Below are 23,482 nucleotides of genomic sequence, written 5' to 3'. Positions count from 1 at the left end.
TCAAAGAAACGAACAAATATTCTTTTCTGTGGTATAATGGGGAAAACGATAAAAGTTTGAGGGGATTTCGTTGCGATACTCCAGCCATGTCATTGCCACATTATGCCTCGGCGCGGCGGCGGCCGCGCATACAAAGCTGCCGTTTACCGCCGCCTATACGGCGGGGCTTGTCATCGGCAGCCTTCTTCCTGATATTGACGAGCCGTCGTCATACGTCGGCCGCCGTTCGTTCGGCGTCGCCGGCAAAGTGAAAGAAGCGTTCGGCCATCGCGGCATGACGCATTCGCTCATCGTCTGGGGGGTGCTTGCCGCCCTCGTCTGGCGAGATTCGGCGTCGCCGTTTGCCGCGGGGCTCGTGCTCGGCTACTTGTTTCACATTGTGGAAGACTTTTTTTCCGTCCAGGGAGTGCCGCTGTTTTGGCCGTTTTCGTCCAAGCGGTGGAAAGTGCCGCTCTATCGGACGGGAAAAGGGGTGGAAAAAGCATTAGTTGGCGTTGCTTGGATCGGGTTCGTTTATTTTGGATTCAACGGCTTGTTTCACGAATGGTGGCGGTCATGGTTGTCGATGTGGTAACGGCGCCCGATAAAAAAAAGGAAAAAAGAGGCGCGGCGGCGAATATGGTGAAAGAAACGAATTGACTAGATAAGGGGGAGAGGAAGATGAGCGAACAATACCCGGTGCTCCCTGGCGCCGAGCCGTTTTATGCCGAAAACGGGCCGGCCGGGGTGCTGCTCGTGCACGGGTTCACCGGCACGCCCCACAGCATGCGCCCGCTCGCTGAGGCGTATGCGAAAGCCGGCTACACGGTCTGCCTGCCGCGCTTAAAAGGGCACGGAACGCATTATGAAGACATGGAGCGGACGACGTTCCACGACTGGATCGCCTCGGTCGAAGAAGGATATGAATGGCTGAAAAAACGATGCCAAACCATTTTTGTCACCGGTCTGTCCATGGGTGGGACGCTGACGCTTTATATGGCGGAACGTTACCCGTCCATCCGCGGCATCGTCTTGATCAATGCGGCGATTGACATTCCGGCCATTCGCGCTGGGATGGCGGCCGGGGGTGAGCTGCCGAGGTATCTGGATTCGATCGGTTCGGATTTGAAAAATCCGGATGTGAAAGAGCTGGCGTACGAGAAAACGCCGACGGCTTCGCTTCTTCAGCTGGCTAGGCTGATGGAGCAAGTGAAAGGCGAACTGGAACGTGTGACATGCCCGATTTTAATTTTCGTCTCGAACGAAGACCATGTCGTGCCGCCTGAGAACGCGGACATCATTTTTCGCGGCGTCCACTCGTCAGACAAAGAGATCGTTCGGCTGAAAAACAGCTATCATGTTGCGACACTTGATTACGACCAAACGACGATTATCGAACGATCGCTGGAATTTTTCGCTAAGCATGCGGATTGAGTGCGTCTGTTCTGAGCCTTGTCCTGTCAAAACAGGGCAGGGCAATTTTTGTTGTCGTTATTTTTCTAAAAAAATAGGTGGCTGTTTTCGACGGCTTGTTCTAAACTAATGATAGTGAAAATGATAAAGGAGCTTTCAGTTGCATGATGATGGAACAAATTTCGTTGCTTATTCAAGAAAAGAGAATAATAGAGGCTCTAAACAAAGTAAAACCGTATTTGGAAAACGTAGGATTATTCGAGTGGCGGCCGCTCATGGCTTCGTGGGACGAGATCGAACCGTTTCGGACGCTCATCCGCCTGTTCGATTACGCGCTCATGTACCGGCATAGCGGGCTTGTCGCTCGGTACGCCCATCGGAAGTTCAACACGCTGCAGACGCTCGCTTGGGTGTGCGATGAGTGGCTCGAGAACCGCCGGCCGCTCGATGTGGAAGAGGCGCTCACCCCGCGTCTTACAGAAGCGCTCGAAGGCCGGGTGGAGGAGCCGAGGGAAGCGATCGCCCGGGCGGCGTTTGCGTTGGTGCGCGCTTTATTGGATATGCAGCGGATCGATGAGGCGCGGGAATGGATGGATGTGGTTGCCCGCTATGAGACGGTGCCGATGCATGACAAGTGGGGCTATTTTTATATCGAAACCGGCGACCGGAAGCGAGCGGAACAAGCGATCCGGGCTGGGTTGGACGACCCGGAGCGCGGCGACATGTGCTATTTGCTTCTTGCCGATTTGTACGCGCTTGACGGCCGCCACCACGAGGCGCTTGCCGTTCTGGAGGAAGGAGGGCAACGTTTTCCGCAAGTGCTGGCGTTTTACGCTGAGCGCGTGCGCCGCTTGCGCGATGTGCGTGCCTACCGCGAGGCGCTCGCGGCGATGGATGAACTTGACCGCCTGAATCCGCTTCATATGCATCGCCGTTATTTCGCCCATTTGCGCGCCGAACTGTATTACCAGCTTGACGAATGGGAGAAGCTTGAATCGCTTGTGAAAGCGGAGCCGCAGCTTGAAAAAACGCCGTACGCCCGCGCGCTTGGGCGGCAAGGGGAGCGGGCGGTTGCGCTGCCGCTTGTGCCGGTCGTGCAAAAGCATAACTATTGCGTGCCGGCGAGCCTGGAAATGATGCTTCGTTTGCTTGGCGCTCCGCGGACGCAAGATGAGGTGGCTCGGCATATTTTTGATGTGCGCGGCTCAAAGTTGTCGACGACGGTTCATTATTTGGAACAACTCGGGTTTGTTTGCCGCTTTTTCATCGGCACGCTGCCGCGCTGGAAGCGGCTCATTGATGAGGGCGTTCCGGTGCTGTTGAGCGTCGATTACGAACAGTCATCACACGTCCAAGTGCTGTTTGGCTATGACGAACGGCTCGAGGCGTTTTATGTGCAAGACCCGAATCTGTTTGATCCGTTTGTCGTTTCCGAGGACGAGCTTGCCAAATGGTATGCAGGGACGCATTATTTGTCGATTGTGGCGCTTCCCCGGGAAAAAGCGGCGCTCGCCGCCGAGCTCCCCGAAGAGGAAGACCGCTATTTCCGCGAATTGCATGCGTTGGCCGAAAAGATGGATGAGGACGAGCAGGCGCATTTCGCCGTGTTTGTCGCCTTTTTGCGCCAGCATGAGCACATCCCGTACACATGGCTGTATGTCATGAAGCATTTTAGCAGCGATGAGGCGAAGCCGCTTGTGTTGGATTACACCGGGCGCGTCTTGAGCGAGTATCCCGAACATAACGACTTGCTGCTGATGGCGGCGAAAGCGTACGTCTACACGCAAGAAATGGAGAAGGCCGAAGACGTTCTCAAACGGGTGAAAGGAAAGGCGCAAAGCCCGCTCTACCATTATTTGCGCGGCCGCATTGCCTTTTTTGCCAGCCGCTACGAAGAGGCGGCACGCTATTTTCGCACCTCGCTCCAGTTGGACCCAGATCAGCCGGAAGTGTGGAGCTATTTCGGGCTCGCCTCGGCGTACGCCGGTCATATCGAAAAAGGGCTCATCTCTTCGCGCGTGGCAGTCAGCCTGTATCCGGGGGATTTGTTTATCGAAACAAACCACGGTGTGCTGTTGTTCCACGCGAAGCGGTTCGCCGAAGCGCGCGCCTGGTTTGACCGCCTTGTGCGCCGCGAACGGCGGGATGCCCAGCTTTGGTATGAGCGGGCCCGCTGCGACATGGAGCTCGGCCGCCGGCGCAAGGCGGAACGCGGCTTTTGCGTCGCGAAAGCGCTCGACCCGCAGGAACCGCACCCGTATTTGATGTTGGCTGACTTGTATGATGACGACGGCGATCGAGAAAAAGCGAAAATGGTGCTGGAAGAGGGATTGGCGGCCGCCTGGCGGTTGGCGCCGCTTTACGTCCGCCTTGGCGATCTCTATATGGAGGAAGGAGAGGCGGAACAAGCGGTTTCGTGCTACGAAGAGGCGGTCCGTCATGACCGCGATGACGTGTTCGCCCATCTCGGCTTGGCGGCCGCCCTTGCAGAACGCGGGGATATGGATGAAGCGCGTCGATATGTGATCGAGCAGCGCGCCCGTTTTGCCAACAACAGCGAATATTGGCTCAATGCAGGCAAATGGCTCATCGCCCACGGTTTCGCTGATGAGGGGGAAGGACGCGAGACGGCGCTGTCGTGGTTGGAAGAAGGGTTGCGTCTGGCTGAGTTTGAGGCGGAAGAAGCGTACGAGTTTTACCTTGATCAGCTGGCAACGCCGTCTTTAGAGGAACGCGGCCGGGCGTTTTTAGAGCAGCTTGTCTCAGCTCGCCCGACACTCGTTTCGGCCCATTCCGCTCTCGGCGCCCTTTATGAACGGCAAGGACGGCCGTCGAAGGCTATGGATTTGTACCGCGAAGCTGCCGCCATGGGCCATGCGCTTTCCCGCTTTCGGCTCGCGGAGCTGTGCGCCTCACTTGGACGCCACGAAGAGGCGAAACAACAGTATGAGACGTGTCTCAAAGCCGATCCATCGTTTGTCCTTTGCCATTTTCGCTTAGCTGCGCTCTATGAGGCAGAAGGAAACGAAGAGCGGCAGCATACGCATTTGCTTCAGGCGGTCCGCCTTGCCCCGAAGCGTGTCGATATGGAGCAGCTTGCCGCGATTGCGGAGCCTTCAGCGCTTCTCCGCGCTTTGGCTGATGCCCGTCCGCATGCAGGGGAGGCGTGGTATTACGACAGTCTTGGATATGTCTATGGAGCGCTCGGACGCCGCGATCAAGAAAAGGCGGCGGTCGAGAAGGCGCTTGCTCTTGACCCGGACCATCCTGAAGTGCTCCGCCATTGGGCGATGGTGCTGATCGCGGAAGGAAGCCAAAAAGAGGCGGCGAAACTGCTCGAACAGTTGATGGTGCGCCATCCGGACGATGAATCGTTGTACCCGTTGTATGTGGCTCTCTTTCCGAAAACGATGCGCGGCTTAGGGAAGCTGCGCCATCGACTCGAGCGGCTGAAGGCAAGCCGCGAGGCGAAAAGCGTGATGTATCGGAACACCGCCTCGGCTCTTTTCCCGTATTTTGGCGAGGAGCAGGGGGAGCATGACGAACCGGTGCGATGGTGGACAAAAGCGAAAGAATGGGTCGGCACCGTTGTCTTGTTTTCGATTGTGACCGATTTCTACGACGAAGCGATTCGCCTCAACCGCAGCGATGCGGAAGCCTACAGGCGGCTCGCCCGCTTATATGCCGCGCTCGAATTGGACAGCGATGCCGTGAAAACGTGGCGCAAAGCGCTCGCCCGCGTTTGGGATCCGTCTTTGGCGCAAGAATTTGTGGAATATTTATTGGCCGCCGATGAGGAAAGAAAACGCGAGGAAGCGAAGCGCTGGCTGGAGCGGCTGCTGGCTGATGACCCGGATGATGTCGACCTGCGCGTGCTGCAGGCGGTCGTTTGGCTTCAAGAAGGACAGCGCGAGAAAGCCAAGCGGCAGCTCGAGGAGATTGTGGCGGAAGAACCGCTCGCCCGTGAGGCGCTCATGTTGCTTGGCGAGCATTATATGGAAACGGGCCGCTATCAAGAAGCGGCGGCGCTTTGGGAGCGCTATGCCGATTGGTATCCTGAGGATGAAGAGTTCCATATGCAGCTTGCGGCTGTTTATGAAGAAGCGGGGCGCATCGATCAAGCGCTCGCGGCCATCGAGCGGTGCGTCCATATGGCCAACGATGCCCGGCTTCGCTACGAACGAGCCCGCTATCTCGCGTTGCTTGGACGCTTCGATGAGGCGAAAGAAGAGCTTCGGGCGGCGCTGGCGGCCGATGAAAGCGGGGAGCTGGCCGTCTTGGCAGCCGACGAGCCGGCATTTCACCGCTTGGAGCGGATGTGATCAATTGTTGCTTTTCTTTCGGTTGAAAGTTTGCTATTGTATGGAAAGAGAACAATCGACAGGCGAAAGGGAAGTGGACGCATGGAAGCGCCTATTGATTTGCTTGTGTATATGTCGCTTGTCGGCGCGCTATGGATCATCATGAAAGGACATACGAGCGCGCGCCGGATGGCAGGTTCGCTGTTTTATGAACCGGCGTTGGCCGCGGTTCGCGAGCATGAAGCAGAGGGAGGCGCCGAACGGGCGGCGCTTCCATGGCGCCCGCTGTTTTTGCCGCAACGGCGGAAAATTCCCGTTCGGGAACGGACAAGCCGAACGGATGAGGATGGAAGGCCCTTTCCTTTATGTTGAAACGGCATGATTTTGCAACATGATATTGAAGGAGGGCTTTTCATGAAAAAATGGGTATTGGTGCTGCTTGGCGCCGTTTTGCTTCTTGCCGGCTGCAACCGCAACGAACCGATCGACGAACATAGCCAAGGCATTTGGAACCATTATTTTGTCTATCCAATGTCGAAGCTTCTTTTGACGCTTGGGCACTGGTTTGGCGACAATTACGGCATCGCCATTATCGTGCTGACGCTCATCGTCCGCTTTTGCTTGCTGCCGCTCATTTTGAAGCAGTTCCGCGCATCGATCGCCATGCAAAAACTGCGCCCGGAGCTTATGAAGCTGCAAGAAAAATATAAAAGCAAAGACCCGGAAACGCAGCGCAAGCTCCAGCAAGAAATGATGCAGCTGTATCAAAAGCACGGCGTCAACCCGGCGAGCGGCTGCCTGCCGGTGCTCATTCAAATGCCGATTTTTATGGCGCTGTATTACGCGATTTCGCGGACGCAAGAAATTAAAACGCATTCGTTCTTATGGGTCGAGCTCGGCCATCGCGATCCGTATTTCATTTTGCCCGTTTTAGCGGCGTTGACGACGTTCATCTCGCTCCGCCTGTCGCCGTCGATGGCTGAAGAACAAATGCCGCAAATGGCGATGATGTCGTACATCATGCCGGTCATGATTTTTATCGGCGCCAGCTCCGTTCCATCGGCGCTGTCGCTCTATTGGGTCGTCGGCGGCTGCTTCTCGATCATCCAGTCGCTCATTTTGCGTGCTCAAATGAAAGCGGCCAAAGCGGCGGAAAACAGCTAAAACGACTTCGACAATCCCCTGTCTGCTTCAAAGCAGGCAGGGGATTTGTTGTCTTGTCTGCTGTCCATATTGCTATGGTATAATGGTAGAAAAGCCCAACAAGATGTAGGCGGGATGAAAAAACAGCAACCCGACCATGCAGGAAGAGGAAAAGGAGTGAACGGGAATGAACAAAGCGCTTATTAACATCGACTACACCGTCGATTTCATCGCCGATCATGGCGCGCTTACATGCGGGAAACCGGGGCAGGCGATTGAAAAAGAGCTCGTGCGGGTGACGAAACAGTTTATTGACAACGGTGATTTTGTCGTCTTTGCCATTGACAAGCATGTGGCGGGAGACGACTATCATCCGGAAACGAAGTTGTTTCCGCCGCATAACATTGAAGGGACGGAGGGGCGAAAGCTGTACGGGGAGCTCGAGGCGGTGTATCAGGGGAACAAGCATAAAAACAATGTGTATTGGATGGACAAAACGCGCTACAGCGCGTTCGCCGGAACGGATTTGGAGCTGAAATTGCGCGAAAGAGGCATCACGGAAGTGCATTTGGTCGGCTGCTGCACCGATATTTGCGTTCTTCATACGGCGGTCGATGCGTACAACAAAGGATTTCGCATCGTCGTCCACCGGCGGGCGGTGGCGAGCTTCGACGCGGCGGGACACGAATGGGCGCTCCGCCATTTTCGCCATACGCTAGGCGCGGAAATAGTGGAATAATGGAGAAAACGTGATAGAATAGACGATGAACATTGTTTTATTCGGCGGCGCCGTCATTCGTGTGTTGGAGGTAGCAATTCATGAAGACATATGCTGATGACAGTTTGATGCTTCATACGGACTTATATCAAATCAATATGGTCGAGACGTATTGGGAAGATCGTATGCATGAGCGCCGCGCTGTGTTTGAAGTGTTTTTCCGCAAGCTGCCGTTTGGCAACGGCTATGCGGTGTTCGCTGGGTTGGAGCGCGTCATTCAGTTTTTGCAGCAGTTCCGATTTTCTGACAGCGACATCGACTATTTGCGCCAAGAGCTTGGCTACCGTGATGACTTTTTAGACTATTTGCGGACGCTTCGCTTCACCGGCACGGTCCGTTCGATGCGCGAAGGGGAAGTGGTGTTTGCCAACGAGCCGATTATGCGCATTGAGGCGCCGCTTGCGGAGGCGCAGCTCATTGAAACCGCCATTTTAAACATCATCAATTTTCAGACGCTCATCGCCACGAAAGCGTCGCGCATTAAGCATATTCTCGGGGATGAGCCGGCCTTGGAGTTCGGCAGCCGGCGGGCGCAGGAGATGGATGCGGCGCTTTGGGGCGCGCGCGCAGCGTATATCGGCGGGATTGAGGCGACATCAAACGTGCGTGCCGGGAAGCTGTTTGGCATTCCGGTCGCCGGAACGCACGCCCATTCAATGATTCAAGCGTATCAGGATGAATACACGGCCTTTTTGAAGTATGCACGCCGCCATAAAGACTGTGTCTTTCTTGTCGATACGTACGATACGTTGAAGTCGGGGGTGCCAAACGCCATTCGCGTCGCGAAGGAGCTGGGCGACCAAATCAACTTTATCGGCATCCGCATCGACAGCGGCGATTTGGCCTATTTGTCGAAAGAAGCGCGGAAAATGCTCGATGAAGCCGGATTTCCGAACGCGAAAATTTTCGCCTCAAACGATTTGGACGAAGATACGATTTTAAACTTGAAGTCGCAAGGGGCGAAAATCGATGTGTGGGGGATCGGCACAAAGCTCATTACGGCGTACGATCAGCCAGCGCTCGGCGCCGTGTACAAAATGGTGGCGATTGAAAACGAACGCGGTGAGATGGTCGATACAATCAAAATCAGCGGCAATCCAGAGAAAGTGACGACGCCGGGGCTGAAGCGGGTGTACCGCATCGTCAACAAAATCAACCATAAAGCGGAAGGCGACTACATCGCCTTAGAGAGCGAAAACCCGCAGCAAGAAGAGCGGCTGAAAATGTTCCATCCGGTGTACACGTTCATCAGCAAATTCGTCACCAATTTCGAAGCGCGTGATTTGCATGTGACGATCTTCGACAACGGCCGGCTCGTGTATACGTCGCCCCCGCTTCCGGACATTCAAGCGTATGCGAAAGAAAGCTTGCGCTTGTTTTGGGAGGAGTACAAACGGACGCTCAATCCCGAGCAATATCCCGTCGATTTGAGCCAAGCGTGCTGGGACAATAAGATGGAAAACATCCGCAAGGTGAAAGAAAAAATTGCAGGTGCATCTTTAAGTGAATAAACCGCCTTGGCTGCGGGGCAAGCGCATGGTGTCGCTTTGCGCGCGATCGACCGCCTTAACCGGTCCGGCGCGTTGCAGCGCAAAGCGATATTCTTTTTTCCGCCGCAATAACAAAGGTGTCCCGAACGGCGCGGGACACCTCTTTCATGTAGACCGCTGACGGTTTTGGCTTGGCAGCTGTCGATCGAGTTCGTCAACGAGTTCGGCGAAATGACCTAAGACCAGCTCGATCGGTTCGGGGCTTGTCATATCCACTCCGGCTCGCTTGAGCAGACGGATCGGATCATCGGATGCGCCGGAGCGCAAAAATTGTTTGTACCGCTTCACCGCCTTGCCGCTTGTATCGGTTTGGATGTCGCTCACAATGGTGTACGACGCCGCGAGCGAAGTGGCATATTTGTATACATAAAAGGCGTCATAAAAATGCGGGATGCGCAGCCAGCCGTGCGCGGCGCCGGGATCGGCGGCGTACGCCGGGCCGTAATACGTTTTGAGCAGGCCAAGCCAAAGATGGTTCAGTTCGTCCGCTGTCAGACTGCCGCCTTGGCGCACTTTGTCATGAATCATCCGTTCAAATTCGGAATACATCACTTGCGTGTACAACGTGCCGCGGATTTGCTCGATTTGTTCGATGAGCAGGCGGAGTTTTTCTTCTTTTGTTTTCGCCTGTTTGTACAAATAATCGAGCATGAGCCATTCGTTCGCGGTCGAGGCGACTTCGGCGGTGAAAATCGAATGACCGGAATAATGGTACGGCTGCGCGCGGTTCGTGTATACGGAATGCATGGCGTGCCCAAGCTCGTGAGCCATCGTCAATACGCTGTCGAGCGAACCGTTGTAATTGAGCAAGATGAACGGATGGGTGTCATACGCTCCCGTGTTGTAGCCGCCGGTATATTTTTTCGGACGCGGGAAGACATCAAGCCATCGTTCTTGAAACGCTCGGTGCACCTGTTTGATATAGTCGGCGCCGAGCGGCTTGAGTCCTTCCACTATGAGCGTCTTCGCCGTTTCGACCGGAATCGGTTTCATTGTTTCGCCGACGAGCGGCACGTACAAGTCATAGCTATGGACGCGGTCAAGCCCGAGCGCGCGCCGCCGCAGTTCGACATAGCGGTGAAGCGCCGGCAAGTGGCGGCGAGTGGCGGCGATCAAGTGATCGAACACTTCCTTTGGTACGTCATCGGCGGCTAGCGCGGCGGCAAGGCCGGATGGATAGCGGCGCACGTTCGCATACAATTCATCCGCTTTGACCGAGGCATACAGCGTCGCGGCTGCGGTTTGTTCCATGGCTTCATAACTTTTGGCTTTCGCTTCAAACGCCGCCTTTCGATAGCGGCGGTCCGGGTGCTCGAGCATGGCGGCGTATTGGTCGTCGGTCAATGTCACTGTCTTTCCGTTCGGCATCTTGACAGATGGCGGCTCGTAATCGCCGCGGGCGGCGTGGTCATAAATGTTCTCCGCTTCGCCGAGCGCCGGCGATAGTTTCGCGAGCAGCTGTTCTTCGCGTTTCGTGAGCGTATGCGGCTTTTGCTCACGCAACTCATGGAAGTAATAGCGGTACGCTTTCAGCGGTTTGCTTTTTTGGAGCTTCCTGAGCGTCTGCTCTGGGAGGGCGAGCAGTTCCGGCTCGATAAACGCTGTTTTCGCCGCATATTGGGCGGCGAGCGCTTCCACTTTTGCCCCGAGCCGGGCCGCCGTTTCATCTTCAATGTTGATATCGCGTTTTAAATGGGCGTAAAGCGACAGTTTTTCGAGCTTGCGGGCCGTTTGTTCGTTTAGGGCGAACAGTTTGGCGATCGTCTTCGCATCGTCAAGCTTCCCTTCAAACGCCGCCAGTTTCGGCAAGGCGTTTTTCACCGTCTTGTAGTCGCGCATCCATTCGTGTTCGGATGGGTAAATGTCGGCCACATTCCATTCGTATGCAGTTTCGGCGGCTGATGTCGGCCATGGGGAGGCCAAAAGAAGCACGGCGGCGAGCCCAAGAAGCCAGCGCTTCATATCATCACGTCCTTTCCGTTTTTTCCTCTTGTTGGTAGTATGCGCAAGCGGAACGATTTTAGCCAAAACCAAAAAAAGAAAGGGAGACGATCAATGGAACGAATCCGTTTAGCGGACGATTTGACTTTTTCCCGCCTCATTCACGGCTGTTGTCGGCTTGCGGACTGGGGCTATTCGCGCGAGCAGCTGCTCGGGCTCATTGAATTTTGTCTTGAGCGCGGCATTACGACGTTTGACCATGCTGATATTTACGGCGACTACACGTGTGAATCGCGCTTTGGCGAAGCGCTGGCGTTAAAGCCAAGCTTGCGCGGTCAGATCGAGATTGTGACGAAATGCGGCATCAAGCGGCCGCCAAAATACGGGATGAAATTATATGATACAAGCAAAACCCATATCATCGCCTCGGTCGAGCAGTCGCTCGCCAATTTCCGCACGGATTATATCGATGTCTTGCTCATTCACCGTCCGGATCCGTTCATGAATCCAGAAGAGGTGGCCGAGGCGTTTTGCCAGCTGAAACAGGACGGAAAAGTGCGCTATTTCGGCGTCTCGAACTTTAAACGTTCGCAGTGGGAAATGCTTCAGTCGTATTTGCCGTTTCCGCTCGTGACCAACCAAATCGAAGTATCGGCGTATCGGTTGGAAAATCTTGAAGACGGCACAGTTGACCTTTGCCTTGAGAAGCGCGTTCCGCCAATGGTATGGTCGCCGCTCGCCGGTGGAGCGATTTTTTCCGCTGACGATGACCGGGCGGTGCGGCTGCGCGGGACGCTTGAACAAGTGCGGGGTGAGGTGGGCGCTGAGACGATCGACGAAGTGCTGTACGCGTGGCTCCTCGTTCATCCAGCGCGGATGATGCCGATTGTCGGCTCGGGGAAACAAGAACGCATCGAGCGGGCGGTGCGGGCGCTGTCTTTGTCGCTTTCCCGCGAGCAATGGTTCCCCATTTTGCAAAGCTCCATGGGGCATGATGTGCCGTAAGGGGAAAGGACGATGAAAGTCATTATTGCGGAAAAGCCGGACCAAGGGGCGACGCTCGCCTCGATTTTTCGGACGAAAAAACGGCAAGGCTATATCGAAATTTTGCCGAATGACTTGTTTCCCGACGGGGCGTATATGACATGGGCGATCGGGCATTTGTTCCAACTCGCAGCTCCTGAGCGGTACCGCCCCGAGTGGAAACGGTGGACGCTCAACACGTTGCCGATCATCCCGGAACGGTTCGAGTATGAGATCGAAAAAGCGAAGGCGAAACAGTTTCAAGTGGTCAAGGAACTGTTGCGAAAGCCGGAAGTGACGGAAATCATTCACGCTGGCGACGCGGGGCGCGAAGGGGAGCTCATTGTGCGCAACATCATCCGCATGAGCGGCGTCAACAAGCCGATCAAGCGGCTTTGGCTGTCATCATTGACCCCGAAGGCGATTGAGGAAGGGTTCCGCCGTTTGCTTGATGAGCAGACGACGCGCCCGCTCTATGAGGAAGCGTACGCCCGCGCCTGCGCTGATTGGCTCGTCGGCATGAACGCCTCGCGCGTGTACAGCCTCTTGCTGAAAGAGCGCGGGATGAATGATGTGTTTTCCGTCGGACGCGTGCAGACGCCGACATTGGCGCTGATCGTCCGGCGTGAACGGGAAATTGAGCAGTTCCGCCCTGAATCGTTTTGGGAAGTCGTCGCTTCGTTTGTCATCGGCGATAAGCGCTATGAAGGAAAATGGAAGGATGAAAACGGCCAAACGCGCCTCAAGGACGAGGAGATGGCGAAAAAGATCGCTGCCTTTTGCCAAGGAAAACGAGCGGAAGTCGCCGACGTCCGCACGGAGCGGAAAACGTATCAGCCGCCCCTGTTGTTCAACTTATCGACGCTGCAGGCGACAGCGAACAAGCTGTACCGCTTCTCGCCGAAAAAGACGCTTGATGTGCTGCAATCGCTCTACCAAAAAGGGATCGTTTCGTACCCGCGTTCCGATTCGATGCATGTGACGAAAGGGGAAGCGGAAACGTTCCCTGCCATTTTGCAAAAGTTGTCATCGTTTCCAGCGTACGCGCCGTATTTTCCGCTGCCGCAGCCGTCGATTTTACAGAATAAGCGTTATGTAAACGAGAAAAAAGTCACCGACCACTACGCGATCATCCCGACTGAACAAGTTGTTGCCCCGGAGAAGCTGTCGGACGACGAGCGGAAGGTGTATGATTTGGTCGTCCGCCGCTTGATTGCCGCCCACCACCAGGCGGCGGTCATCGATTATACGACCGTCACGACGCTCGTTGACGGTCGGGCTCGCTTCGTTTCGAAAGGAAGGCAGGTCGTCGAGGAAGGATGGCGCGCGGTCATCCGCCCGCATGAGGAGGAGAAAGATGCTGCGCTGCCTCCCCTTGAGCGAGGGGAGGCGGGGAAAGCGGCCGCTGTAAAGGTGAAAGAAGGGAAGACCGAGCCGCCGAAACGGTATACAGAAGGCGAACTCATCACCTTGATGAAAACGGCGGGAAAATTTTTGGACGATGAGGAACTGGAAAAAGTGCTCGCCAAAACGGAAGGGCTTGGCACGGAAGCAACAAGGGCGGCGATCATTACCATGCTGAAAGAGCGGAAGTATATTGAAGTGAAAAAGAACCTCGTGTACGCGACCGACAAGGCGAAAGTGTTGATCGAGGCGCTTGGCGGCACGATCCTCGCCTCGCCGGAAATGACGGCGAAATGGGAGCAGCGCTTAAGCGAAATCGGCGAAGGGAGCGCCTCGCCCGCCGCCTTTATGGAACAGGTGAAAAAGTTGGCGCAAAAAGTGGTCGCTGACGCCATCGCCGCCGCGCCGAATTGGAATTTCAGAGGGGTTGACACCGCCTCGATCCAGCGGACAAGGAAGAAAAAAACGATGGGCGAGAAGCTTGGGCCGTGCCCGCTTTGCGGCGGGACCGTCATCGACAAAGGAACGTTGTACGGTTGCGACCAGTACGCGAAAACAAAATGCTCGTTTACGATCTCCAAACGCATTCTCGGCAAATCGATTTCGGCGGCGAATGTGAAAAAGCTGCTGGCGCAAGGGAAAACAAATGTCATAAAAGGGTTTAAAAAAGGCGGGAAAACGTTTGACGCCATACTCGTTTGGGATGAAAACGAGAAGAAATTGTCGTTTCAGTTTCCGAAGTGGTGACGAAGGCAACAGGCGTTGGGGGATGGGAGGTTTGGCGAAAAGGCGGACCGATGGCGGCCCGCCTTTTTTTGCCCTTTACTCCGTTCGCGGCTCTTGAATCCGCTCCATCAACCGCTCCGGCTCGCTCGGCGCGGCAAAGCCGAACTGCCTGTACAGCCCGTGCGCGTCTTTGGTCGCGAGCATCACCTTGCGGACAGCGGCGACATCAGGATGGGCGAGCACGCATGATAACAGCCATTTCCCGAGACCTTGCCCACGGTATGCTTCATCGATGAACACGTCGCACAGATAGGCGAACGTCGCCCGGTCGGTGATGACGCGCGCCATGCCAATTTGCCTGTCGCCGTGAAAAAGGGAAAAGCAGAGCGAATGGTCAAGCGATTTGAGGATCGTTTCGCGGCTGCGCTCATTCGCCCAATACGAGCGGGCAAGGAAGTCAAACACGCGCTCAAGCTGGACGCGGCGGCGGTCCGTCGTCACGGTAAATGGGCCGTTTTCGTAATCGATGATCGTCCACATGATCTGGCCTCCTTTTTCTCAAATGATACACCGAATCGGGTCAAATGGGAACGATTTTCGTTTTTATTAACCATAATAACATTATGTAAACAATAAGCTCCCCCTGGCTCCCTGAAGGCCGGTCAATGGCGGGGCAGACGACGGCAGGCGGCAATGCGGCCAGGGCGGTCTGGATAATCGGTGAACAGGCCGTCAACGCCCATGGCGCATAGGCGAGCGAGATCGTGTGGTTCATTGACAGTATAGACGTGAACAATGAGCCCGCGGCCATGGGCGGCGCGCACCCACTCTTCGGTGACGGCCGAAAGCGGCAAGCCGATGCCATCGGCATAGACGGCGATTTGTTGCAGCAGCTCGTCGCGGCCGCTGTGCGCTTCCTTCTCGTCGACCAATTGAATGAGCCGAATGCCGTACGGGATGAGCGGCCGGAGCGCTTGCAAGCTTTCCGGGTGGAACGATTGAAACATGACGCGGCGCTGTTGCAGGAAACCGTGTTTTTTCAATAGATGGACGACCGCCTCTTCGATGCCGGGCTGTTTCGTTTCGATGTACAACGGGGCTTCCACACGCTCCGCTTTCAGCATCTGAATCACCTCATCAAGCGTCGGGATGCGCTCGCCGGCAAAGCGTGGATGAAACCACGACCCGGCATCCAGCCGCCTCAGTTCAGCGAACGAAAAATCATTTACCCGCCACGGAGCACGGCGCGGGTAGACCGTTTCGGCATTTGTCGTCCGGGCGAGCGTCGCATCATGCAGAGCAACGAGCTTCCCGTCTTTGGCTGCGCGCACATCGACTTCGATATAGTCCGCCTGCATGCGGGCGGCAAGGCGGTAGGATGAGAGCGTATGCTCCGGCGCGTATCCGGACGCGCCGCGGTGGGCGATGACGGCGGTTTTCGGCTGGCTGGATGGCTGCCAGGCAGCCGCGGCCGCTAAGACGATCGGCAACGATAACAAAAACAATGTGCAAAGATAGAAGCGAAAAACCGTGATCCGGCGCATATACATCTCTCCCCTTCCAGTTATCATATCGGGAAAACAAGTGCGAGGGAAAAACGAGGTGATATAGTGGGGAAAGGATGCTTGTACCGATAGTTTCGCACATCAAGCAAAGGGATATTCAGTTTGATGCATAAAGTGCGTTATCATGCCGCATACTGTAAACGACAACAAAACGTTGGGCTATAGCCAAGCGGTAAGGCAACGGACTTTGACTCCGTGATGCGCTGGTTCGAATCCAGCTAGCCCAGCTGAACGTCTGGTCAAACCGGAGGGGCTTTGAGCCGGTGAAAACGGTCTCCGCTATATATCGGCGCGGGGCCGTTTTTTATGGTTTCAATGCGATCGGTGGAATACATCGAAGCGATTGACGGCCACACAATGGTTTGGTTCACATCGCCGCGTTCGTGTCAGTCGTTCGAATGAAAGATCGTCGACAAAAAACTGCTGAGGCAGAAGGATTTTGGCGAATGACGGCGAATGCAAAACATGAAAGGGGAGAGCGACAATGAAAACAGCCGATTTATGCGATCAATTTTTAGACGAGTTGCAAGTATGCGAGTTGCCGTTCCAATCGTACGGCGGAAAGCGGGCATTTTCCGGGCCGATTGCGACGGTCGATGTGTTTGAAGACAACGTCCTTGTCCGAGAAGCGCTGGAGACGGTGCCGCCGGGGACGGTGCTCGTGGTCGATGGAAAAGGCTCGCGCCGCGTCGCGCTATTAGGCGACCGGCTGGCGCAAATCGCTTGCGAGAGGGGGCTTGCTGGCGTCATCATCCACGGCTGCATCCGCGATTCAGCGGAAATTGGCGCCATGCCGATTGGCGTGATGGCGATCGGCACATGCCCGGTGAAAAGCAAAAAAGAGGGAAAAGGCTCACGCGACGTTGCGCTCGAGTTTGGCGGCGTCCGCTGGGAGCCAGGGGCGTACGTGTACGCTGATGCGGACGGCGTTGTCGTCGCCAACAAAGATTTGTTGGCGAAAAATGGTTGACGGCTGCGGTCGAGTCTCGTTCAATACAACGAACAGGTTGAGGCGATGGAGATGGAATGGCAGGAAGTGCGTTCATTGTATCCAAATCAATTTGTGAAATTACAAGTATTAAAGTCCCATTTAGAGGGAGATCAAGAAATCATTGAAGAGGTGGCTGTTATCGGAACGGTTTCGGACAAGGATGCAACTCGTGAGTTGCTGCAATCGAAAGGGAATCAGCTTGTTTATCATACTAGCCACAAGGAGATTGTTTTAAAAGTTCGGGGAGCGATTGGCCTGAGAGGGAAATTTCATTATGCAGATTGAATATCGTGAAGGCTTGCTGTTTGCATCGATCGAAATCGTTTATCAAGGAAGGTCTAAGTTGATTCATAATATGGTGATTGATACTGGTGCGGCGAAAACAGTGATTTCTCAAAATGCAGTAGAAGATATTCATTTGCGGGTAGAGCCGGGCGATCGTATTGTGGCTTATTACGGAATCGGTGGGAAAGAGTACGCGTTTACAAAAAAATTAGACTGTATTCAGCTAGATTCTTTCCAGCTAAGAGAGTATGAAATTGATTTTAGCGGGATGGACTATGAGGGGATTAACGGTTTGTTAGGATTGGATATATTGCTGGGCGCTGGATTTGTCTTAGACCTGGACAAGTTGGAGATGTATCGTTCTGGTTGAAATGGAACGCCCGCTCGAAATGCCAAAAAGAAGGAAAAGGCGCCCGCGACGTTGCGCTCGAGTTTGGCGGCGTCCGCTGGGAGCCAGGGGCGTACGTGTACGCTGATGCGGACGGCGTTGTCGTCGCCAACAAAGATTTGTCGGCAAAAAACGGTTGACGGCAACGCATTGGTTGTACTACGATGAAAACGGATGCTTGTTCCATGACAGCGCATATATGGCGGTAAGACAAACAAGGTGCCTAAGCCTGCTTAAGGGCTTGGGTGAAAAGGGAAGCCCGGTGAAAATCCGGCACGGTGCCCGCCACTGTGATGGAGAGCTTTGCGGCAACAAGTCACTGAAGGATGCTTCGGGAAGACGCCGCCAAGCGATGATCCTAAGTCAGGAGACCTGCCTTGTTTGGATCGGACGGATGCCTACGGGACTATAGGCAGACGTGCGGGAGAATGACGGCTTTAGGGGCCCTGTTTGGGCCGTTTACGGCTTTCGTATACATTTTTCTGCACCTCTGCTGTAGAGGTGCTTTTTCTTTTGTCGAAAAACCGTCCGTCTGCCGCATTTCATTCTACCATTCTAGCAAAAGGGGGGATTTGGTGGCGACGTGGGATTTGCGGGGAATGAAGCATCATGTGCTCATTTGCAACGGAGGGACGTGCCTCCGCCATGGCGGAGATGACGTGACAACCGCGGTGCGCGAGGAAATCGCCCGCCTTGGGCTTGACGACGCTGTCCATACAACAAGGACGCGCTGCAACGGACGCTGTCAAGATGCGTGTGTGATGATCGTCTACCCGGATGGCGTCTGGTACCGGTTGATGACACCGGAGAAGGCAAAAGAGGTCGTCCATCGCCATTTGCAAAACGGCGAGCCGCTTCGCGCGTGGGCGACGTATGAATACCGTGAAGACGGGTTGACCCGTCTTGGTGGGACGGAGTCGGTTATTGGCGTTCGAAAGAGGAGGACGTAATGATGGAATGGGCCAGTTATGTAATGTTAGCGATATTTCTCGGCATGCGTCATGGGATGGACAGCGACCATGTCGCGGCCATTGCGGATATGGTCGGAAGCGAGTCGCGGCGAAGACAGCAGTTGGCGCTCGGAATCATGTACGCTATTGGACACGGAGCAATCGTGTTTGTCATGGGGGTGGCGGCGCTCATGGTCGGCGCCCGGCTTCCCGAGTCGTCAGCCGCCGCCATTGAGCTCTTAGTTGGCGTTACGCTTGTGCTTCTTGGCGGGATGATGCTTTTTTCTCTTTTTCGGCGGGGTGAGGTGAAAAGCCGGTTTCAGCTCCTTTATGAGTTCGGCCATACGGTTACTCGATGGCTGCGGGGAAGGCGGGAAATGGACAGTTGCCGTTCTTTTTCGCATGTTGGTTGGGCTGGCGCCTTGATCATCGGCATCATTCATGGCATTGGCGTCGAAAGCCCGACCCAGCTAGCCATTATCACCCACGCGGTCGGAAAAGTGCGTGTGAGCGCCGCTGTCCTTCAGCTTGTGCTGTTTGTCGCCGGCTTGCTCATTGCGACGATTGCTACAGCGGCTGGATTATCGTGGGGATTTTGGAAAGCAAAGCAGCGGGAACGACTGTTTTATGTCCTTGGTGCGGTCACAGGGATTTACAGCATATGGTTAGGGATGTCGATGATAATCGAGATATGGAGAGGGGGGCTGTAAAGTGGGCGGCAAATTGCTCATTGTCGGCTTTGGCCCGGGAAGCGTCGACCATATGACGAAACGGGCTCGGGAAGCGATTGAAGAAAGCGACGTCATCATTGGCTACAAAACGTACATCGAACTTGTGCGCGATCTGATTGTCGGAAAGGAAATCATCAGCACGGGCATGACGGAAGAGGTGAGCCGCGCCCAAGCGGCGGTGAAATGGGCGGAGCGCGGCAAAACGGTCGCCGTCATTTCAAGCGGTGACGCCGGGTTGTACGGCATGGCCGGGCTCGTGTATGAAGTGCTGATCGAAAAAGGGTGGACGAAAGACAGCTCGATTGAAGTCGAAGTCATCCCCGGCATTTCCGCGATCCATTCGTGCGCCGCGCTGCTTGGCGCACCGATTATGCACGATGCGTGCACGATCAGCTTGAGCGACCATTTGACGCCGTGGGAGCTGATTGAAAAGCGGATTGACGCCGCCGCCGCGGCCGATTTTGTCATCGCGCTTTACAACCCGAAAAGCGGACGGCGCACTAGACAGATTGTGGAAGCACAGCGCATCCTGCTCCGCCATCGGTCTCCGGAAACCCCGGTCGGTCTGGTGAAAAGCGCGTACCGCGAGCGGCAGCATATCGTCCTCACCGACTTGGCGCATATGCTTGACCATGAGATCGGCATGTTGACGACGGTGATTATCGGCAACTCAACGACATTCGTCCATGACGGCGTGATGATCACGCCGCGCGGCTACCAGCGCAAGTATCAACTAGCAGCCGCCGTCCAGCCGCTCAAACCGCATGAACGGCTGCGCAAAGAAGCGGAGCCGTGGGCGCTTGACCAGACGAAACCGCTGGAAGATGAGGACGAAGGAAGCACGGGGGCATCAGGACCGTCCGAAGCGGCTGTCCTCGCCGGGGACAACCAGAAGGATCGTGCTTTCACCGCCTTGGCCACCGCGGTTCGACCGTCGTCTGTTGCCGCGGCCACGAAGGAGGCCGAGCCAACGCCGCTGGCTGCCGTTTTGCCGCCGCTTGCTGCACCGCTGGCAAAAACAGCCAAACGGCAGCCGACCGCCGCGCCAAAACGGGTGAAAGAAACAGCCGAAGACGCGCTCGCCGCTTTAGAGAGACGGAAAACAAGAAAGACGGCGGTCGTGTTGTTGGAAGCGGCGGTGAGCCCGGGCGTGGCCAATAAACAGTTCACCCCGGAACAGCTCATCGTGCTTGCGGAAGTGGTAGGGATGGATGGAAAAATGACCTACACACCGGATCATTATATGAAAATCGAACGGTTGACAGAGGACCCAGATGGGCTTGTGGCCCGTCTCGTTGACGCCGGACTGATCGTGATGCCGGTCGGTGATGTGCTGACGGTGAAGGCATGTGATTTTTGCGATGGAGAGAAAAAAGACGCCATTCCATACGCGGAGGAATTGGCGCGCCGGTTTGGCGGCATGGCGCTGCCGAAAGAGTTGAAGCTTGGCATCAACGGCTGCGGGATGGCGTGCTACGGCGCGGTGCACGAAGACATCGGGCTTGTGTACCGGAAAGGGAAATTTGATTTGTTTTTGGGCGGGAAAACGGTCGGCCGCAACGCCCATCCCGGCCAGCTCGTCGCGGAAGGCATTCCGCCGGAAGAAATTGTGGCGGTTATGGCAGAAATCATCGAACAGTATCAAGAACAAGCACATCCAAATGAACGGTTTCATAAGTTTTTCCGCCGCGTGAAGCAAGTCGGACGTTTTTCACACGAAGAGGCAAAACCGGCCGCGTCCATCGAAATGCCGGCTTGCGGTGAGTGACGGAAGCATGCGTTATATAAGTGCAGCTTGAACGTCTGCAGATGTCGTTGGTGTCGAAGCGACGCATCTTTTTCCGACAGTCGATCGAATAACCGGCTGGTTCCATAAAAGAGCATAGATGGGCGCCTCGCATTTGGATGAAGCGCCCATCGAGTCATTGCGCTTATAGGGAACAGCGGAAGACGTCCGCTAACAAAAGGGGGAAAACAAGGATGAGAGCCATTTTATTTGTCGGCCATGGCAGCCGCGACCCGGAAGGGAACGAGCAAGTGCGGCAGTTTGTCGACCGCCTGCGGCCGCGTTTGCGCGATTCGTTTCATATTGAAACAAGTTTTTTAGAATTTGGCCGTCCGTCGATCGGCGAAGGAATCGAACGCTGCGCCGAAGCCGGGGCAATGGAAGTGGCGGTCATTCCGCTCATTTTATTGCCGGCCGGGCATTCGAAGCTGCATATCCCGGCGGAAATCGATGAGGCCAAAGCGCGCTATCCGCATATGGTGTTCCGCTACGGCCGCCCCATCGGCGTCCATGAGCAGACATTTGCTATTTTGCGCGAACGATTGCAAGAAATCGGCGAGCGGCCGGAGCAGCCGGATGACGGAACAGCGGTCATTTTGCTTGGCCGCGGCGGGAGCGATCCGGATGCGAACAGCGACTTGTATAAAATCGCCCGCCTCTTTTGGGAACAGACCGGCTATGCGCTCATCGAGCCGGCGTTTATGGGCGTGACGACGCCGTCGCTTGATGATGCTGTCCGCCGCTGTCTCATGCTCGGAGCTAGGCGGATCGTTGTTCTTCCGTATTTTTTATTCACCGGCATCCTGATTAAGCGGCTTGAGCAGCAAATGGCGCAATACCAAGCTGAGCACTCGCATATCTCGTTTGCGCTTGCCGGCTATTTTGGATTTCATCCGAAGCTTGAGGAGATCGTGCTTGACCGCCTCAACGAGGTGCTCGGCCAAACGGTGGCGATGAATTGCGACATCTGTCAATATCGGCTGCACGCCGCCCATCATCACCATCATCATCATCACCATCATTGAAGGAGGAAGCGTCCGATGATTTTATTGTTAGCTGGAACAAGCGATGCCCGCGAATTGGCGGTGATGATCCAACAAGCCGGCTATAACGTAACCGCGACGGTCGTCACCGATCACGCGGCCGAACAGCTCCGATCGGCCGGCATTCGCGCCTATGTCGGCCGCTTGGATGCGTCCCAGCTTGCCGATCTGGCCAAAGCCGAGGGGGCCAAAGCGATTGTGGACGCGAGCCATCCATTTGCTGAAGAGGCGTCAAAAAACGCCATGCAAGCGGCAGCAGACGCCGGGTTGCCCTACATTCGCTACGAGCGGCAGGCGTCTTCGTTTTCATCCGAGAAGGTGACATTTGTCGACAGCTATGAAGAAGCGGCTGACTTGGCGGCGGAAAAAGGCGGCGTCGTGATGCTGACGACCGGCAGCAAAACGCTCGACATTTTCGCCGCGAGGCTCATCGGTCGCCCGGGCGTCAAGGTGATTGCGCGGATGCTGCCGCGGAAAGACAATCTCGACAAATGCGAGCGGCTCGGGTTTTCCCAAGAGCAGATCGTCATGATGCAAGGGCCGTTTACGAAAGAGCTCGATCGGGCGCTATACCGCCATTTTGGCGTCACGGTCGTCGTCACGAAAGAAAGCGGCAAAGTCGGGTTTGTCGATGAGAAAATCGCTGCCGCCGAGGAGCTCGGCATTGATGTCATCGTCATCCGCCGCCCACGGTTGTCATACGGCATCGTGCATCACGATTTTGCCGGCGTGCTCGAGGCGTTGAAGCAGCATGCGCCGCTTCCGGCCGTGTAAAGAATGGGATTCTAGCGGCCGCTCATGCAAGCGATCATGAAGAAAGGAGAGAATTGTCATGGACTTCCATACAACATTTCGTCCGGCGACGGTGCAGCCGGAACAAATTGAAGCGCGCAGCTTTCAAATCATTGATGAAGAGATCGGCGAGCATTCATTTACAGAAGAACAATACCGAATCGTTCAGCGCGTCATCCATGCATCGGCTGATTTTGAGCTGGGCAAAAGCCTCATTTTCCACCCGGATGCGATCCGCTCAGGCATTGATGCCATTCGCAGCGGCAAGCTCGTCGTCGCCGATGTGCAAATGGTGCAAGCCGGCGTCAATCAAGCGCGGCTTGCGAAGTTCGGCGGTGCGGTGCGCGTCTATATTTCTGATGAAGACGTGATCGCTGAAGCGAAACGGTTGAATACGACGAGGGCGATTGTGGCGATGCGCAAAGCGGTGAAAGAAGCGGAAGGCGGCATTTTTGCCATCGGCAACGCTCCGACAGCGTTATTGGAGCTCATTCGCCTCATCAAAGAAGGAGAGGCGCGGCCGGGATTGGTGATCGGCTTGCCGGTCGGATTCGTCTCGGCGGCGGAATCGAAAGAAGAATTGGCGAAGCTCGATGTGCCGTTCATCACCAACCGCGGCCGCAAAGGAGGAAGCACCGTGACCGTCGCTGCCTTGAATGCTTTATCGCTGCTCGCCGAGCGAGCGTGACGAAC

The 23,482-nt window shown here is 55.5% G+C and carries 21 protein-coding genes, 1 tRNA gene, 1 pseudogene and 1 riboswitch; of the genes and pseudogenes, 20 read left to right on the top strand and 3 right to left on the bottom strand.

Going from position 1 to position 23,482, the window contains the following annotated elements:
* Positions 1-70 precede the first annotated feature (70 nt).
* From GHH_RS09200 to GHH_RS09170, 7 genes are all read left to right on the top strand, one after another.
* The gene (locus tag GHH_RS09200; protein ID WP_015374917.1) at positions 71-574 is read left to right on the top strand and encodes a metal-dependent hydrolase; all 504 of its coding nucleotides are present in this window, start codon (positions 71-73) and stop codon (positions 572-574) included.
* 86 nt (positions 575-660) lie between these two features.
* Positions 661-1,413, top strand: coding sequence for a carboxylesterase (locus tag GHH_RS09195; RefSeq protein WP_015374916.1), 753 nt, complete (start codon positions 661-663; stop codon positions 1,411-1,413).
* Positions 1,414-1,556: 143 nt separating this feature from the next.
* A complete protein-coding gene (locus tag GHH_RS09190) occupies positions 1,557-5,714 on the top strand; it encodes a bacteriocin-processing peptidase family protein (protein ID WP_015374915.1) in 4,158 nt (1,385 codons plus the stop codon).
* Positions 5,715-5,795: 81 nt separating this feature from the next.
* Positions 5,796-6,065, top strand: coding sequence for a hypothetical protein (locus GHH_RS09185; protein ID WP_015374914.1), 270 nt, complete (start codon positions 5,796-5,798; stop codon positions 6,063-6,065).
* Between the two features lie 42 nt (positions 6,066-6,107).
* On the top strand, positions 6,108-6,857 hold the full coding sequence (yidC, locus tag GHH_RS09180) for a membrane protein insertase YidC (RefSeq protein WP_015374913.1): 750 nt from the start codon (positions 6,108-6,110) through the stop codon (positions 6,855-6,857).
* Positions 6,858-7,023: 166 nt separating this feature from the next.
* A complete protein-coding gene (locus tag GHH_RS09175; RefSeq protein WP_015374912.1) occupies positions 7,024-7,575 on the top strand; it encodes a cysteine hydrolase family protein in 552 nt (183 codons plus the stop codon).
* Between the two features lie 80 nt (positions 7,576-7,655).
* Positions 7,656-9,125, top strand: a complete 1,470-nt coding sequence (locus GHH_RS09170; RefSeq protein ID WP_015374911.1) for a nicotinate phosphoribosyltransferase — start codon at positions 7,656-7,658, stop codon at positions 9,123-9,125.
* Between the two features lie 144 nt (positions 9,126-9,269).
* On the opposite strand, the gene pepF is transcribed toward GHH_RS09170, so the two are convergent.
* Positions 9,270-11,126: an oligoendopeptidase F gene (gene pepF / locus GHH_RS09165; protein ID WP_015374910.1), complete on the bottom strand. Its 1,857-nt coding sequence runs from the start codon at positions 11,124-11,126 to the stop codon at positions 9,270-9,272.
* 93 nt (positions 11,127-11,219) lie between these two features.
* Here pepF and GHH_RS09160 point away from each other — a divergent pair, with 93 nt between their 5' ends.
* Complete coding sequence (locus tag GHH_RS09160; protein ID WP_015374909.1) at positions 11,220-12,110, top strand: aldo/keto reductase family oxidoreductase; 891 nt, start codon at positions 11,220-11,222, stop codon at positions 12,108-12,110.
* 12 nt (positions 12,111-12,122) lie between these two features.
* Positions 12,123-14,279, top strand: coding sequence for a DNA topoisomerase III (locus GHH_RS09155; protein ID WP_015374908.1), 2,157 nt, complete (start codon positions 12,123-12,125; stop codon positions 14,277-14,279).
* 75 nt (positions 14,280-14,354) lie between these two features.
* Here the strand turns inward: GHH_RS09155 and GHH_RS09150 are convergent, their stop codons facing one another.
* Together GHH_RS09150 and GHH_RS09145 are read right to left on the bottom strand one after the other, a co-directional pair.
* Entirely contained in the window at positions 14,355-14,798 is a 444-nt protein-coding gene (locus GHH_RS09150) for a GNAT family N-acetyltransferase (RefSeq protein WP_014195907.1), read from the bottom strand.
* A 122-nt stretch (positions 14,799-14,920) separates the two neighbouring features.
* Positions 14,921-15,802 (bottom strand): glycerophosphodiester phosphodiesterase family protein, encoded by an 882-nt coding sequence (locus GHH_RS09145; protein ID WP_015374907.1) that lies wholly within the window; start codon positions 15,800-15,802, stop codon positions 14,921-14,923.
* Between the two features lie 176 nt (positions 15,803-15,978).
* Here GHH_RS09145 and GHH_RS09140 point away from each other — a divergent pair.
* The 11 genes and pseudogenes from GHH_RS09140 (at position 15,979) to GHH_RS09090 (ending at position 23,477) form a co-directional block, all read left to right on the top strand.
* Positions 15,979-16,050, top strand: a tRNA-Gln gene (locus tag GHH_RS09140).
* Positions 16,051-16,307: 257 nt separating this feature from the next.
* Positions 16,308-16,793, top strand: coding sequence for a ribonuclease E activity regulator RraA (gene rraA, locus GHH_RS09135; RefSeq protein ID WP_008880144.1), 486 nt, complete (start codon positions 16,308-16,310; stop codon positions 16,791-16,793).
* 51 nt (positions 16,794-16,844) lie between these two features.
* Entirely contained in the window at positions 16,845-17,099 is a 255-nt protein-coding gene (locus tag GHH_RS09130; protein WP_008880145.1) for a hypothetical protein, read from the top strand.
* The gene (locus GHH_RS09125) at positions 17,089-17,469 is read left to right on the top strand and encodes a retropepsin-like aspartic protease (protein ID WP_008880146.1); all 381 of its coding nucleotides are present in this window, start codon (positions 17,089-17,091) and stop codon (positions 17,467-17,469) included. Before GHH_RS09130 ends, GHH_RS09125 begins: the two co-directional genes overlap by 11 nt.
* A gap of 17 nt (positions 17,470-17,486) precedes the next feature.
* A pseudogene (locus tag GHH_RS09120) lies at positions 17,487-17,627 on the top strand (S-adenosylmethionine--2-demethylmenaquinone methyltransferase); the annotation flags it as partial.
* A 60-nt stretch (positions 17,628-17,687) separates the two neighbouring features.
* Positions 17,688-17,882, top strand: a riboswitch (cobalamin riboswitch).
* 180 nt (positions 17,883-18,062) lie between these two features.
* Positions 18,063-18,437: a ferredoxin gene (locus GHH_RS09115; protein ID WP_025039121.1), complete on the top strand. Its 375-nt coding sequence runs from the start codon at positions 18,063-18,065 to the stop codon at positions 18,435-18,437.
* A 2-nt stretch (positions 18,438-18,439) separates the two neighbouring features.
* Positions 18,440-19,147, top strand: coding sequence for a High-affinity nickel-transporter (locus GHH_RS09110; protein ID WP_236612559.1), 708 nt, complete (start codon positions 18,440-18,442; stop codon positions 19,145-19,147).
* A gap of 1 nt (position 19,148) precedes the next feature.
* Positions 19,149-20,936: a precorrin-3B C(17)-methyltransferase gene (gene cobJ, locus GHH_RS09105; RefSeq protein ID WP_015374904.1), complete on the top strand. Its 1,788-nt coding sequence runs from the start codon at positions 19,149-19,151 to the stop codon at positions 20,934-20,936.
* 212 nt (positions 20,937-21,148) lie between these two features.
* Entirely contained in the window at positions 21,149-21,979 is an 831-nt protein-coding gene (locus GHH_RS09100) for a sirohydrochlorin chelatase (RefSeq protein ID WP_015374903.1), read from the top strand.
* A gap of 15 nt (positions 21,980-21,994) precedes the next feature.
* On the top strand, positions 21,995-22,771 hold the full coding sequence (gene cobK / locus GHH_RS09095; protein WP_015374902.1) for a precorrin-6A reductase: 777 nt from the start codon (positions 21,995-21,997) through the stop codon (positions 22,769-22,771).
* Positions 22,772-22,829: 58 nt separating this feature from the next.
* Entirely contained in the window at positions 22,830-23,477 is a 648-nt protein-coding gene (locus GHH_RS09090) for a precorrin-8X methylmutase (protein WP_015374901.1), read from the top strand.
* The last annotated feature ends 5 nt before the right edge of the window (positions 23,478-23,482 follow it).

The organism is Geobacillus sp. GHH01 (assembly GCF_000336445.1).
In the GTDB taxonomy this organism is placed as follows: domain Bacteria; phylum Bacillota; class Bacilli; order Bacillales; family Anoxybacillaceae; genus Geobacillus; species Geobacillus zalihae.
The sequence above is the reverse complement of the archived record's forward strand: the minus strand, read 5'-3'. Positions and strand labels throughout refer to the sequence as shown.